Raw genomic sequence first — 14063 nt, forward strand, 5'->3', positions numbered from 1 at the left:
CATGCTGCGAAGAACGGCCGGAATCGTCGTTGTTGTCGCGCTCAGCGCGGCGGTGTCGTGCGTGTGGGGGCAGGTCGCTGCGCTCGACGAGCCGATGTTCGTCGAGCGGCCCGGGCAGCAGGAGTTCTCGGGCCAGTTGATAGCGCGGCCTGTGCAGGACGCGGACTGGGCGAAGCGCGGCGTCGGCCTCGACGCAGCGCGGGCGAACGCGCGGGCCGCGAAGGAGGCCGCGCTGAAGCACGAACTCGTCGAATACGTCTGGCAGACCGACGAGTACGTGCTCGAGGTGGGAATCGGCTCGGAGGAGCGCGTCGCACGCGAGCTGTTGGACACTGGCCTGTTCCAGTACGTGCACCCGAACTGGATCGTGTACCCGATCGGGTGCCCGAACGATCCGCTGCTCAACAACCAGTGGCACCACAACGCGAACCGCATGAGTTCGTGCGCGGGGTGGGACATCCACACCGGCAACCCGACCACGGTCGTCGCCTACTGCGACACGGGAATCCGGATCACGCACCAGGACCTGCTGCTGCACCGCAAGGAGGCGTACAACGCGGTGAACAAGCTGTGGGAGTCGCAGGGCGGGCAGATCACGGACATCAACGGGCACGGGACGAACGTGACCGGGTGCGGGTCCGCGAACGGCAACAACGCGGTCGGTGTCTCGGGCGTGGGCTGGAACCTCGGCCACCGCATGATGCGGGTCTCCAACTCCAGCGGCGGCAGTTCTGACCTGACCACGCTGAACCACGCGGCGCGGACGGCGATCGAGGCGGGCGACAAGGTCGCCAGCGTCAGTTACAGCGGCGTGGACAACCAGACCAACCTCACCAGCGCGACCTACATCAAGTCGCTCGGCGGGCTGCTCGTCTGGGCAGCCGGCAACGACAACCGCAACCTAACCTTCGGCAATCGTGACGCCGACGACCTCATCGTCGCGGGCGGGACCGACCAGAACGACAACAAGGCCTCGTTCTCCGCCTACGGCCCGTTCGTGGATGTCGTCGCCCCGGCCGTCAACGTCTACACCACCAGCAACGGCGGCAACTCCTCCTACTCGGCCGTCAGCGGGACCAGTTTCGCGTGCCCGCTCACCGCCGGGCTGTGCGGCCTGATCTTCTCCGCCAACCCGTCCCTTACGCCCGACGAGGTCGAGGCCATCCTCAAGGCCGGGTGCACCGACCTCGGCTCGCCGGGCGTGGACAACACCTTCGGCTACGGCCGCATCAACGTCCTCGGCTCGCTCTCGCTCATCTCGACGCTCAAGTTCGACTTCCCCAACGGCCTGCCGAGCGTCATCGACCCCCAGGGCGGCGACACCGTCCGCGTCAACGTCACCGGCACGGGCATCAACCCCGTCCCGGGCACGGGCACGCTCCACGTGAACACCGGGGGCGGATGGCAGGCGATCCCGATGACGGTCGTCTCACCGAACGTCTACGACGCGGTCTTCCCGTCCTCAACGTGCGGCTCGAACGTCGCCTACTACTTCAGCGCGCAGGCGGACGACAGCAAGACCTACACCTCGCCCGCCAACGCCCCGACCAACTCGCACAGCGCGCTGTCCGCCAAGGGCCTGATCACACTCTTCGAGGACAACTTCGACACAAACAAGGGCTGGACCGCCGGTGCTCCGGACGATGACGCCACGACCGGCCACTGGAGCCGCATGGCGCCGCAACAGACCACCAACAACGGCATCATCGTGCAGCCCGGCTCGGTCGTCTCGGGCACGAACTGCTGGGTAACGGACGGACGCGGCGGCAGCGCGGGACAGTACGACGTGGACAACGGCAAGACCACGCTCTTCAGCCCGGTCTTCGATCTGGCCGGACAGGATCCGGTCGTCAGTTACTGGCGCTGGTACTGCAACCACGCCGGCAACGGGCCGTACTCGGACGTCTTCGTCGTGGACGTCTCGACCAACGGCGGCACGACGTGGACGAACGTCGAGACCGTCGGGCCGAGCGGCTCGGAGGTCGAAGGCGGCTGGCTCTACAAGGAGTTCAGGCTGGCGGACGTCGTGACGCCGACGAGCCAGATCCGCTTCCGCTTCATCGCGTCGGACTACAACCCGCAGTCGCTGGTCGAGGCGTGCATCGACGACTTCCGCATCACGGTCGTCGATTGCGGCGTGGACTGCCCTGCCGACTTCAACGGCGACACGGTGGTCAACTCGCTTGACGTGATCGCGTTCCTCAATGCCTACAACGACGGCGACCCGAAGGCCGACTTCAACGGCGACACGGTCATCAACTCCCTCGACGTGATCGCGTTCCTCAACGCCTACAACGACGGCTGTCCGTGAACGCCGACTCCTGACCACGACCCCACGGGGGTACACACGCCCGCCCTTGCGCACGCCGCCGGGGCGGGCGTTTTCTTTGGTCGCCGCGCCGGCGGTATGATGCGCGGGAAGGAAGCATCCCATGCCGCGCTCGACGCTCTTCGCCTTCGCATCCGCCGTTCTCGCACTCCAACTGCCCGCGGTCGCGCAGGAACGCCAGCACCCCGACGTCATCGAGCGAGCCTTCACCGCTGGGCACGGCGACGGCACGCTCACCGCCGCCGAAGCCGCCCTCGACGCCCACCTCCGCGGCAGCCCGCGAGACGAAGACGCGCGCTTCACGCTCGCCATCGTCCGCTTCCTTCGCACCGGGGAACGGCTCTCGCAGTCGCTCTACAGGCACGGCGGGTTCAACACGGTCGCCCTCGCCAGCATGATGACCGGCCTCGGCGGCGTGAACCAGGGCGTCGCCGCGAACCCTGACCCACAGCCCATCACCCACGAGCAGTTCGAAGCCATCATTCGCGCATGGCTCGACGACGTCGCGGCGGTCGAACGCACTCTCGCCGACGTTCGCGCAGACGGCGTGAAAGTCCGGGCACGCCTCGGCCTCACACGATTCGATCTCAACGCCGACGGCGTCGCCACCGAAGACGAGGAACTCTGGCGGCTCTTCCGCATCGTCCAGGACGCCTTCCGCCCGAACCGTCAGACCGCAGCCGAGTTCGTCATCGCCTTTGACCGCGGCGACGCCGAGTGGCTCCGCGGCTACTGCCGCATCTGCATGGCGTTCGGCGAGCTCCTCCTCGCGTACGACACACGCGACCTCTTCGAGCGTGCGGGTCATGTCTTCTTTCCCGCGAACGTCACGCCGCACGAGTACCTCAAGGGGCCGCGGCGGCAGTTCGACATGGGCACGGGCGTGGACGTGTCGGACGTGATCGCCTTCGTCCACCTGCTGAGTTTCGATGTGAAGGACGCGGCGCGATTGGAGACCGCCCGCACGCACCTCCTGGCCGCGGTCGCGCACAGCCGCGCCATGTGGCGGTACTTCGACACCGAGACCGACAACGACCGCGAGTGGATCCCCAACCCGCGCCAGACGGCGGCCATCCCCGGGGCTCGCGTGGATGATGACATGCGCGAGGCCTGGCTGCTCGGCCTAGACGAGGCGGAGGCGCTCCTCGAAGGCCGGCGATTGCTCCGCTTCTGGCGGGGCGACGGCTCGCGCGGCATCAACGTCCGCCGCGTCTTTGCCGAGCCGCGACGGTTCGACCTCGTGCTGTGGGTGCAGGGCTCCGCTGCCGGGCCGTATCTCGAAGAAGGCGAGTTTACCGCGGACGGCACGTGGAATCGAATGGTTCGGGCCTTCGAGGGGCAGGTCTTCCGGCACGCGTGGTGGTTCAACTGAGGTTCCGATGAGAACGCGGCGCGAACCGCTTGCTGACGCGCGCGGCTTGCCGGGTCAACGCACCCCGGATATCTCGGCGTGGCGCGGGCAGGAGATGAGGTGGTCGTTCACCATCCCGACCGCCTGCATCAGCGCGTAACAGACCGTCGTGCCCACGAACGCGAACCCGCGGCGTTTGAGGTCCGTGCTCATCGCGTCCGACACCGCCGACGACGCGGGGATGTCGCTCATCCATCGTCGCCGATGCACGATCGGGCGGCCGTCCACGAACCGCCACAGGCAGGCGTCCAGCGAGCCGAACTCCTCCCGCGCGCGCAGCACGGCCCGCGCGTTGGCGATCGCCGACTCGACCTTCGCCCGGTTGCGGACGATGCCCGGGTCGGCCAGCAGACGCTCAACGTCAGCGGGGGTGAACCGCGAGACACGCTCCGGGTCGAAACCCTCGAACACCTCGCGGTAGCGACCCCGCTTGCGGAGGATCGTCTCCCACGACAACCCCGCCTGCGCCCCTTCGAGCGTGATGAACTCGAAGAGCGTGCGGTCGTCGTGGCACGGAACGCCCCACTCGGCGTCGTGGTACGCGATCGACAACTCCGTCTTCGCCCAGGGGCAACGAACGGGCATCGTCAGGCTCCTGCAGCGTGGATCGCCCGCGCTGCCTCGCGGATGTCGCGCAGGACGGCGCGGTGCTCGGGGGTGAGTGTTGCCGAGGCCGGGCGGGCGAGCGGGGCGGCATCGCGTTCGTCGCCGAGGCCGGCGGAGCGCGAGGCGGTGACGAAGCGCATGATGGTGTCGCGCAGGGCGGGCGCGTCGTCAACGCCCTCGATCAGGCCGTGGTGCGAGCCAGCGCCCGGCTGTGCACCGTGCGGTCCCGCGCCGCCCCCGCCGCCCGCCGTCTGCACGTGCAGGTCCGCGATGCCGTAGCGCCGCTGGAGAGGACCCTGCCGAACGGCGACGTTCTGCACGTTCTCGAAGGTGATGGTGCTCTCGCGGATGATCCAGATACCGCGCCGGATGCGCAGGCTCCGGGGCGTGAAGACGTACCACGTGGTGTCGTAGCGGAGGTGGATGGCGACGTAGGCGATGACGTCCGGCACGAAGGCGACGACCAGGTACACCGGGAATATCCACAGTCCAACCGTGCGATTCGCTACGAGCAGCACGACCCACAGGGCGGTGAGCAAGCCATCCATCAGCAGCAGCACGATCCAGAACTTGAACTTGACGTAGCGCAGATATCCCGGCGCGGGGCGCGTCGAGCGTATCTCCTCGCCCGGTCGCACGGGCAGCGTCGGCGGCTCGCCCGGCACGCGGAAGTCGCGGGCGATCGCGCCCCACACGCCGCGGTAGACCCACTCGCAGGCGCGGTCGGCGGCGAGGGTCACGCCGTGCCTCCCCGCGCGGCCAGCACGCGCAGCGCATCGCGCACCTCGCGCAGCGTGTCGAGCAACTCGTCTACTTCTTCCGGAGAACCTTCACGCACAGACTCGGCGTCGCTCTCGCCGCGCGCCCCGCGCATCCGCTTGTAGAGGAAGTCCCGCAGGGCGTCGGCGTCCAGCACGCCCTCGATCGTGATCTCGGGCGTCGCGCTCGCGGACGCAGTCTGGACCTGCACGACGGCAAGCCCGAACCACCGCTGGATCAGCCCGCGCGAGACGTGGATGTCCTGGATGCGCCGGTAGGTGAGGTTGATCTCGCGCCGGAAGAGGAGACCCCACGACATCCAGACGCCCTCGTCGTCGAAGCGGTATCGAAGCGTCCGGTACCTGCAGTAACGCTCGACGATGAAGATCGGGAAGAGCGGGCCGGTCAGGAGTGCGACCACGCTGTAGTACCGCATCAGGATCGGGTCGGGGCGGGTGATCACCCGGGGGTCGAAGGCCGCGTTCGCCATGCTGACAGCATACCGGCGCCCCCTCGGCTCACGCCGCTGCTCGCCGAGGTATCCTGTCGCCATGAAGCCCGTTCTTGCCCTGCGGTTCGGCCTCGCCGCAACCGCCTCGATCGGTTCGGCCACGCTCGCAGACGTGCGCCTGCCCGCGTTCTTCGACGACGGCATGGTCCTGCAGCAGAACGCCGAGGCCCGCCTGTGGGGCTGGGCTGACCCCGGCGAGCGCATCACGGTCTCGCCCGACTGGCCCGGCGCGCAGCCTGCGAGCGCGACCGCCGACGCACACGGCCGTTGGATGGTGCGCCTGCGCACGCCCTCCGCGGGCGGGCCGCACACGATCACAGTGCGCGGCCGGAACGAACTCACGATCAACGACGTGCTCCTGGGCGAGGTCTGGCTCTGCTCGGGCCAGTCCAACATGGAGATGCCGCTGGGCAACGTCGGACCCGGTTATACCGGCGTGCTGGACTGGGAGGCGGAGGTCGCCGCGGCCGACCACCCCGCGATCCGACTGTTCACCGTCGCCAATGCGCTCTCGGCGAAGCCCGAGGACGACTGCCGGGGCGCATGGACCGCCTGCACGCCAGAGACCGCACGCACGTTCAGCGCGACCGCGTACTACTTCGGCCGTGAACTCCACCGCGAACTTCGCGTGCCGATCGGGCTGATCGCGGCAGACTGGGGGGGCACCGTCTGCGAGGCGTGGATGAGCGAGGCCGCAGTCGCGAGGTTCCCTGAACTCGCCGACCGGCTCGAAGTCGTGCGCCTGACGCGCGACGACCCCGATCGGCTCGATCGCGAACACGCCGAGGCGGTCGCGGCGTGGGAGCGCACGATCGAACGCGACGAGCGCGCCGCCTGGGCACGACCCGACTTCGACGACAGCGCATGGCCGACGCACCCCGTGCCCGCGACCTGGAGTGGGCCAGACCTCGGCGGGTTCGACGGAACCGCCTGGTTCCGCACCACCATCCACCTGCCGTCCGAGTGGGCGGGGCGGGACCTGCTGCTCTCACTCGGGCCGATCGACGATCAGGACTGGACGTTCTTCAACGGGGAGAAGGTCGGCGAAATGACCGGCCCGGGCCGCTGGAACCAGCCGCGCCGCTACACGGCGCCTGGTCGGTTCGTCGCGGCGGGGCGGAACACGATCGCCGTCGCGGTGCTGGACACGGGCGGCCTGGGCGGGATCAACGGCTCACCAGAGGATCTCTGGGCGCGCCCGGCGGACGCAGAGGGCGTTCAGCCGGTGCGCCTGGCGGGCGAGTGGCGCTATCGGCGCGCGGCGGAAGGCTCGCTCCCCCCTCGCCCGGAGCCGCGGCGGATCGGGCCGAACTCTCCGACCGCGCTCCACAACGGCATGATCGCCCCGCTCGCGCCGATGGCCGTGCGCGGTGCGATCTGGTACCAGGGCGAGTCCAACCGCGGGCGGGCGTGGCAGTACCGCACGCTCTTCCCCGCGCTGATCGAGGACTGGCGCGCCGTGTTCCAGAACCCGGAGATGCCGTTCTACTTCGTGCAGATCGCGCCGTTCGAGTACCAGAACGATCGGGGCGAGACGGCGGAACTGCGCGAGGCGCAACTGCTCGCCATGCGCACGCCGCACACGGGCATGGTGGTGACGATGGACGTCGGCGAGGCGAAGGACATCCACCCTCGCAACAAGCGCGACGTCGGTCGGCGGCTCGCGCTCTGGGCGCTGGCGAAGACCTACGGCGTGGATGGCGTCGAGTGCTCGGGGCCGATCTTCCTCGACGCCTCGCCCGAGGACGGCATGATCCGCGCCAGGTTCGCGCACGCCGACGGGCTGTCGGCGCGGGGCGGGATGCCGCGCGGGTTCGAGGTGGCGGGCGAGGATCGCGTGTACCACCCCGCGGGCGCGATCATCGACGGGGCGAGCGTGCTGGCGTTCAGCCCGCTGGTGCCCGAGCCGGTGGCGGTGCGCTACGGCTGGGGCGCGGCGGCGGACCCGAACATGTTCAACGGCGCGGGGCTGCCCGCGTCGCCCTTCCGAAGCGACGACTGGGAACGAGTGACGCAACCGAAGTGAGGGACGACCGATGCGCAGGCTGATTGTCGCGTGTGCCGCCATTGCGATGCTGGCGACGGCGTGCAAGGAGCAGGCCGCCGCGCCCGAAACCGGCGGGCCGAGGCGGCTGGTCGTCGGGTTCTCGCAGATCGGCGCGGAGAGCGCGTGGCGCACCGCCGAGACCGAGTCGATCCGCTCCGAGGCCCAGGCACGCGGCGTGGACCTGAAGTTCAGCGACGCGCAGCAGAAGCAGGAGAACCAGATCAGCGCCCTGCGCTCCTTCATCACGCAGAAAGTGGACGCGATCATCCTCGCGCCGATCGTCGAGACCGGATGGGAGCCGGTGCTGCGAGAGGCGAAGCGAGCCGGCATCCCGGTGGTGCTTGTCGATCGCGGCGTGGACGTGGACGACGACTCGCTCTACACCACGCTGATCGCATCGGACTTCGTCGAGGAGGGACGCATGGCGGGCAGGTGGCTCGCCGAGCGGCTCGGCGGCTCGGGGCGCATCGTGGAACTCCAGGGCACGCCCGGCTCCGCGCCAGCCATCGACCGGAAGCGCGGATTCGAGGAGGCCATCGCCGAGTTCCCGGGCATGACCGTCGTCCGCTCGCAGTCGGGCGACTTCACCCGCGCCAAGGGCAAGGAGGTCATGGAAGCGTTCCTCAAGGCGGAACGGGAGAAGATCGACGCTGTTTACGCGCACAACGACGACATGGCGCTCGGCGCGATCCAGGCGATCGAGGAGGCCGGACTGAAGCCGGGCACGGACGTCGTTCTCGTCTCCATCGACGGCGTGCGGGCCGCATTCGAGGCGATGGTCCAGGGCAAACTGAACTGCACCGTCGAGTGCAACCCGCTGCTCGGCCCCGCCGCGTTCGACGCGGTCGAGCGGGCGCTCGCCGGCGAGACCCTGCCGAAATGGATCAAGGTCGAGGACCGGGTCTTTGACCAGTCCGTGGCGGCGGAGGTTATCGATACGCGGAAGTACTGACTGCGCGGGCGACCTCGCCGGTATGCTGACGCGCCGATGGGCGAGGCACCCCCACTGCTCGAAGCACGCGGACTGGTCAAGGTCTACCCAGGCGTGCGCGCGCTCGACGGCGCGGACTTCACGCTCCGCGCGGGCGAGGTCCATGCCCTCATGGGCGAGAACGGAGCGGGCAAGTCCACGCTCATCAAGGCGTTGACCGGCGCGGTGTTGCCGGACGCGGGTGAGGTGCGGCTTGACGGTCGTGTCGTCAGGCCGCGCTCGCCTGTCGAGGCGCAGAGGCTTGGCATCAGCACGGTCTACCAGGAAGTGAACCTCGCGCCGAACCTGTCGCTCGCCGAGAACGTGCTGCTCGGCAGGCAGCCGCGACAGTTCGGGCTGATCGACCGACGGCGGTCGCGCCGGCGCGCCGAGAAGGTCATGGCACGCCTGGGCGTGCGAGCGGACGTGGGACGACCGCTGGGGTCGCTCCCCATCGCGGTGCAGCAGATGGCCGCGATCGGGCGTGCCCTTGACCTTGATGCCCGCGTGCTCGTGCTCGACGAGCCGACGTCGAGCCTCGACGCGGAGGAGACGGCGCGGCTGTTCGCGGTGATGCGCGACCTGGCGACGCGCGGCATGGGCGTCGTGTTCATCACGCACTTCATCGGACAGGTGTACGAGGCGTGCGGGCGCATCACTGTGATGCGGGGCGGGCGTGTGGTCGCCGTGCGCGACGCCGAAGACCTGCCACGGCTGGAACTCGTTGCCCTGATGCTCGGCGTGTCGATGGAAGAGGCGCGGGCGATCGAGCGCTCGCACGCTCGGACGGGTTCTTCGGCGGACGTTGCGCTGCGCGCGCAAGGGCTGCGCCGCGGGCGGGTCGGGCCGATCGACCTCGAACTGCGGAAGGGGGGCGCGCTCGGCCTAGCGGGGCTGCTCGGATCGGGGCGCACCGAAACCGCCCGCATGGTCGCTGGCGCGGATCGGCCCGAGAGCGGCCGCGTCGAGATCGACGGGCGATCCGTGCCGACCGGCTCGCCTCGCCGCGCGATCGCCGCGGGGATCGCGCTCTGCCCGGAAGACCGCAAGGCGGAGGCTCTCGTGCCGGGGCTGTCGGTGCGAGAGAACATCTCGCTCGCAGCGCAGGCACGCCGAGGGTGGTGGCGTCCGATCGGGCGGCGCGGGCAGCGTGAACTCGCCGAGCGGTTCGTGCGTTCGCTGCGCATCGCGACGCCGGGCGTGGAGAAGGCCGCGGGCGAACTGAGCGGCGGGAACCAGCAGAAAGTGGTGCTGGCGCGATGGCTGGCGACGGAGCCGCGCGTGCTGCTGCTGGACGAGCCGACACGGGGCATCGACGTGGGCGCGAAGGCGGAGGTCGAGCGGCTCGTCGGCGACCTGTGCGCGCGCGGCGTGGCGATGCTGTTCATCTCATCGGAGGTCGAGGAAGTCGCCCGCGTGTGCGACCGCGTCCTGGTGCTGCGGGACGGTCGCGCGGCGGGCGAACTCTCCGGCCAAGTCGTGACGGTCGAAGCCGTCATGCGGCTGATCGCGGGGGAGGGCGAGCGTGCGTGACTCGGCGCGAGCAGCGCTGCGAGCGATCGGACGGGCCGCGCCCGCCGCGGCGGCGGTCGGCCTGCTGCTGGCGTTCAACGCCCTCTTCACGCCGGGATTCTTCGACCTGTCGGTCATTGACGGCCGGCTCACCGGGTCGCTCGTGGACGTGCTGAACCGCGGCGCGATCGTCGTGCTGCTCGCGCTCGGCATGGCGCTCGTCATCGCCACGGGCGGCGTGGACCTCTCGGTCGGCGCGGTCATGGCGATCGCGGGCGCGACGGCGGCCACGCTGGTGGCGCAGCACGGGACGAACTCGTGGGCGGCCATCGCGGCCGCGCTCGCCGTCGGCGCGGCAGCCGGCGCGTTCAACGGCACGCTCGTCGCCGGCGCGGGCGTGCAGCCCATCGTCGCAACGCTCGTCCTCATGGTTGCCGGCCGCGGCGCGGCGCAACTCCTCACGGGAGGACAGATCGTCACCTTCAACGACCCCATCCTGAACTTCATCGACGGCGGTTTCATCGCGGGCGTGCCCATGCCCGCGCTGATCGCCGCCGGCGCGCTGACGCTCGGCGTCGCGCTCACGCGCGGCACGGCCCTCGGCCTCTTCATCGAGGCGACGGGCGACAACGAACGAGCCGCTCGCTTGGCGGGCGTGCGCGTGCGGGTGGTAAAGGCATCGGCCTACGTGCTCTGCGGCGCGGCGGCCGCCGTCGCCGGGCTGCTCGCCGCGAGCGACATCCGCGCCGCCGACGCCAACAACGCCGGTCTGTACCTCGAACTGGACGCGATCCTCGCCGCGGTGCTGGGCGGGACCGCGCTGCGGGGGGGGAGGTTCTCGCTCGTCGGGGCCGCGCTCGGCGCGCTGTTCATCCAGGGAATGACGACGACGCTCTACCTGCACGACGTCGGCCCGAACGCGACGCTGGCCCTGAAGGCAACCGCAGTGCTGGCGGTATGCCTGGCGGTCTCGGAGCGGGCAAGGGCATGGACGACGAGGTGGCGGGGAGAACGATGAACCAGCAGCCCGCCAGACGCCTGCTCTTTCGCGCTCTTCGTGGCCTTCGCGTTCACGCTCTGCTCTCTCCGCAAGACGTGCCGCTCGCCGCGACGGTCGGCGTGCTGATCGCTCTCTTCACGGCGTGCGCCATCGCCTTTCCGGGGTTCCTGTCGCCCGGCGTGGCCCGCAACCTGCTCGTCGGCAACGCCGTCCTCGGACTGGTCTGCATCGGCATGACCTTCGTCATCATCTCCGGCGGCATCGACCTCTCCGTCGGCGCGGCGATCGGCTTCTCCAGCATCCTCATCGCCTTGCTCGTGCAGCACGGCTGGCACCCGCTGTCGGCGTTCGGCGTCTCGCTCGCGACCGGCACGGCGGGCGGGGCAGCGATGGGAACGCTCATCCACCGCTTCGCATTGCCGCCGTTCCTCGTCACGCTCGCGGGCATGTTCCTCTACCGCGGCGGCGCGCTGATGGTCAGCGAGCGATCCATCACCATCCGCCACCCCTTCCACCGCACGCTCGCGGAATGGGGTTCAGGCCCGGTCCCGCCGGCGGTCGTGATGTTCATCATGATCGCCGCGGCGGGCTTTGTGCTCGCGCGGTGGACACGCTTCGGGCGCGACGTGTACGCCCTCGGCGGTGGCGAGGAGTCCGCCCGGCTGATGGGTGTCCGCGTCGCAAGCGTGAGGATGCGCGTCTACGCGATCAGTGGGCTGTGCGCCGCGCTCGCCGGGGTGGCAATGACGCTGGCGACAGGCGCGGGCAACGCCACGACCGGACACCTCGCGGAACTCGACGCGATCGCTGCCGTGGTCATCGGCGGCACGCCCCTCGCGGGCGGCGCTGGTTCGATCGTCGGGACGGTGGCCGGCGTGCTGATCTTCGGACTGATCCAGGAGGCGATGCCGCGCGCGGGCGTGACGAACTCGTGGTGGTTCCGCATTGCCGTGGGCGGGCTGCTGCTGGGATTCGTGCTGCTGCAACGGGGCCTGGAAGGAAGAAGGGCGAGATGACCGTGCCAGGCTCCCTGGAGCCGACGTTTGCGCGTGTCAACCGTTCGTGCACAAGAACCCCGCCACCGGCTTCCCGGCGGGCGGGGTCGTGATCGTGCGGCGAGTCCGCTATCGCCGCCGGCGGCGGATGGCAGCCATGCCGAGTCCGCCCAGGACCGCGAGTGTGGAGGGTGCCGGGATCACCGACCAGTGGAACGCCGTCTCGACGGAGTAGCCGCTCAGGAGCGGGCTGATCGGGACACCGTTGGGGTCGCGTGCGATGAAGCCGTCGGACGCCGTGGCGTCGTAGAAGGTGAACCACTGGTACTGCGGTTCAGCGTACTTGCCGCCCATCACCAGGCCCATGTACCCCTCGGGCGGGAGCGCTCCCTGCACGTCGTCGAACGCGACGGCCATCAGACCCGCGAAGCCGGGCGCATCGAAGGTGGCGTACGCGAACGTGATGAAGGGCTCATTCAGGTCGTGCTCGATCTCCTTGCCGTCCTTCATCCACGAGACCGTGTAGCTCATCGAATCCTTGGGGACCGCGATGTTCTTGACGCCACCCGCCGCGATGTTGACGTCGTCGGTCGCGTCGCCCTTCCTGAGAATCTCGGTCCTCTTGCCCGTGTTGTTCGCGCCGTCGAACGCGTACAGGTCGGAGAGTGTCCGCACGTTCTCCTTCGACTGGTTCCTGATCCTGAAGTTCTTCGTATCCTGCGCGTGCGCCAAGCCGCACGGCAACGCCACGACCCCCGCGGCAGCGAGCGCAAACGACGCCGCCGTCAACCGAAACTGGGAACCCTTCATGTCTGATACTCCTGCAAACCGCTGGTGCACGGCCGGCGCGCCCGGGGCAACCCGCCCCGGATGATCACGCGCTCCGTTCTGTCTCTCCAAACGCAGCCCCGAGCCACGACTCACGCCGTTCTTGCCGCATCGCCGCCGAATCCCCGCCTGTGCAACAATCACCCATGCGCGAATCAGACCTGCTCGCCCACGTCTACACCATCGCGGCGGGAGCCGATGCCGCCGCGGCGGGGGTTCTCGTCGGCCCGGGCGACGACTGCGCGGTCGTGCGCGCGCCGGGCGGCGATGAACTGCTCCTCACGGTGGACCAGGTCGTCGAGGGAAGGCACTTCGAGCCGGGAACACCCGTTGACCTGATCGCCCGCAAGGCCGTCGCGCGGTCGATTTCGGACATCGCTGCGATGGGCGGTGTGCCCGCGTGGGGGCTTGCCGCGGGCGTGCTGCCGGAGAAGTACGAGCACGGGCGCGACCTGTGCGACGCCCTGCACAGGTGGGGAATGCACTGGCGCTGCCCGATCGTGGGCGGCGACATCGCGTCGGGACCGGGACCGCTCACGATGACCGTGACCGTCGTCGGCCGCATGGACGGTGTGAAGCCGGTGCCGCGCTCCGGCTCGCTGCCAGGCGATGAACTCTGGCTCACAGGCCAGGTCGGCGGTTCGTTCGAGTCCGGGTGGCACCTCCGGTTTGAGCCGCGCCTGGAGGCGGGGCGCGCCGCGGCGCGATCCGGGCTGGTCCACGCGATGATCGACCTCTCGGACGGACTCGGGCGCGACGCGGGCCGGATCGGCGCGGCGTCCGGTGTGCGTCTCGTGATCGACGCCGCGAAGATCCCCGTCAGCCACCGCTGCCGCGACTGGCGGCAGGCCGTGCGCGAAGGCGAGGACTACGAACTCCTCATGTGCGTCGCTGTGGGCGACGTCCGCTCGGGGCGTCCGCCGTTCGACGCGCAGCCGCCGCTGATCGGCCCGATCGGCTTGGTCCGCGCCTGCCGCGAGCGCGAAGCCCCGGGGGCGACGATCGTGGACGCCTACGGGCGAGAGCACGACGCGGGCGAGATGGGCTGGGACCACGGGGGCTAGTGGCTCCACTTGTGGTCGATGCCATCGGCGT

At 69.8% G+C, this 14063-nt stretch carries 12 protein-coding genes; 8 read left to right on the forward strand and 4 right to left on the reverse strand.

Annotated elements, in window-relative coordinates; translation table 11 throughout:
- Window position 1: 1 nt before the first annotated feature.
- Together FBT69_01730 and FBT69_01735 are read left to right on the forward strand one after the other, a co-directional pair.
- Window positions 2-2311 carry a hypothetical protein gene (locus FBT69_01730; protein MDL1903519.1) on the forward strand — a complete coding sequence of 770 codons (2310 nt, stop codon included), beginning with the start codon at window positions 2-4 and terminating at the stop codon, window positions 2309-2311.
- 121 nt (window positions 2312-2432) lie between these two features.
- On the forward strand, window positions 2433-3701 hold the full coding sequence (locus FBT69_01735; GenBank protein MDL1903520.1) for a hypothetical protein: 1269 nt from the start codon (window positions 2433-2435) through the stop codon (window positions 3699-3701).
- A 54-nt stretch (window positions 3702-3755) separates the two neighbouring features.
- On the opposite strand, the gene FBT69_01740 is transcribed toward FBT69_01735, so the two are convergent.
- The 3 genes from FBT69_01740 to FBT69_01750 are packed head-to-tail and all read right to left on the reverse strand — an operon-like array spanning window position 3756 to window position 5547.
- A complete protein-coding gene (locus tag FBT69_01740; GenBank protein MDL1903521.1) occupies window positions 3756-4325 on the reverse strand; it encodes a DNA-3-methyladenine glycosylase I in 570 nt (189 codons plus the stop codon).
- Window positions 4326-4327: 2 nt separating this feature from the next.
- Window positions 4328-5086 carry a PH domain-containing protein gene (locus tag FBT69_01745; GenBank protein ID MDL1903522.1) on the reverse strand — a complete coding sequence of 253 codons (759 nt, stop codon included), beginning with the start codon at window positions 5084-5086 and terminating at the stop codon, window positions 4328-4330.
- Window positions 5083-5547, reverse strand: a complete 465-nt coding sequence (locus tag FBT69_01750) for a PH domain-containing protein (GenBank protein ID MDL1903523.1) — start codon at window positions 5545-5547, stop codon at window positions 5083-5085. The genes FBT69_01745 and FBT69_01750 overlap by 4 nt, the downstream gene beginning before the upstream one ends.
- Window positions 5548-5656: 109 nt before the next feature.
- Between FBT69_01750 and FBT69_01755 the strand changes: the two genes are divergently transcribed.
- From FBT69_01755 to FBT69_01775, 5 genes are read left to right on the forward strand one after another with little or no spacing between them, the layout of a single operon-like run.
- A complete protein-coding gene (locus tag FBT69_01755; protein ID MDL1903524.1) occupies window positions 5657-7642 on the forward strand; it encodes a 9-O-acetylesterase in 1986 nt (661 codons plus the stop codon).
- Window positions 7643-7652: 10 nt separating this feature from the next.
- Window positions 7653-8615, forward strand: coding sequence for an ABC transporter substrate-binding protein (locus FBT69_01760; protein ID MDL1903525.1), 963 nt, complete (start codon window positions 7653-7655; stop codon window positions 8613-8615).
- A gap of 36 nt (window positions 8616-8651) precedes the next feature.
- The gene (locus FBT69_01765) at window positions 8652-10166 is read left to right on the forward strand and encodes a sugar ABC transporter ATP-binding protein (protein ID MDL1903526.1); all 1515 of its coding nucleotides are present in this window, start codon (window positions 8652-8654) and stop codon (window positions 10164-10166) included.
- A gap of 16 nt (window positions 10167-10182) precedes the next feature.
- Entirely contained in the window at window positions 10183-11163 is a 981-nt protein-coding gene (locus FBT69_01770) for an ABC transporter permease (protein MDL1903527.1), read from the forward strand.
- Window positions 11160-12161 (forward strand): sugar ABC transporter permease YjfF, encoded by a 1002-nt coding sequence (locus FBT69_01775; GenBank protein MDL1903528.1) that lies wholly within the window; start codon window positions 11160-11162, stop codon window positions 12159-12161. The genes FBT69_01770 and FBT69_01775 overlap by 4 nt, the downstream gene beginning before the upstream one ends.
- Before the next feature lie 108 nt (window positions 12162-12269).
- On the opposite strand, the gene FBT69_01780 is transcribed toward FBT69_01775, so the two are convergent.
- Entirely contained in the window at window positions 12270-12950 is a 681-nt protein-coding gene (locus FBT69_01780) for a PEP-CTERM sorting domain-containing protein (GenBank protein ID MDL1903529.1), read from the reverse strand.
- 164 nt (window positions 12951-13114) lie between these two features.
- On the opposite strand from FBT69_01780, the gene thiL reads away from it, so the two are divergent.
- Window positions 13115-14032, forward strand: coding sequence for a thiamine-phosphate kinase (gene thiL, locus FBT69_01785; GenBank protein MDL1903530.1), 918 nt, complete (start codon window positions 13115-13117; stop codon window positions 14030-14032).
- Window positions 14033-14063 lie beyond the last annotated feature (31 nt).

Source organism: Synechococcales cyanobacterium CNB, from assembly GCA_030263455.1.
GTDB lineage: Bacteria > Planctomycetota > Phycisphaerae > Phycisphaerales > UBA1924 > CAADGN01.

Coding starts and splice junctions, on each gene's coding strand:
- FBT69_01765 (MDL1903526.1), top strand. CDS start 8,652: ATGGGCGAGGCACCCCCACTGCTCGAAGCACGCGGACTGGTCAAGGTC.
- FBT69_01760 (MDL1903525.1), top strand. CDS start 7,653: ATGCGCAGGCTGATTGTCGCGTGTGCCGCCATTGCGATGCTGGCGACG.
- thiL (MDL1903530.1), top strand. CDS start 13,115: ATGCGCGAATCAGACCTGCTCGCCCACGTCTACACCATCGCGGCGGGA.
- FBT69_01735 (MDL1903520.1), top strand. CDS start 2,433: ATGCCGCGCTCGACGCTCTTCGCCTTCGCATCCGCCGTTCTCGCACTC.
- FBT69_01730 (MDL1903519.1), top strand. CDS start 2: ATGCTGCGAAGAACGGCCGGAATCGTCGTTGTTGTCGCGCTCAGCGCG.
- FBT69_01780 (MDL1903529.1), bottom strand. CDS start 12,950: ATGAAGGGTTCCCAGTTTCGGTTGACGGCGGCGTCGTTTGCGCTCGCT.
- FBT69_01740 (MDL1903521.1), bottom strand. CDS start 4,325: ATGCCCGTTCGTTGCCCCTGGGCGAAGACGGAGTTGTCGATCGCGTAC.
- FBT69_01775 (MDL1903528.1), top strand. CDS start 11,160: ATGAACCAGCAGCCCGCCAGACGCCTGCTCTTTCGCGCTCTTCGTGGC.
- FBT69_01755 (MDL1903524.1), top strand. CDS start 5,657: ATGAAGCCCGTTCTTGCCCTGCGGTTCGGCCTCGCCGCAACCGCCTCG.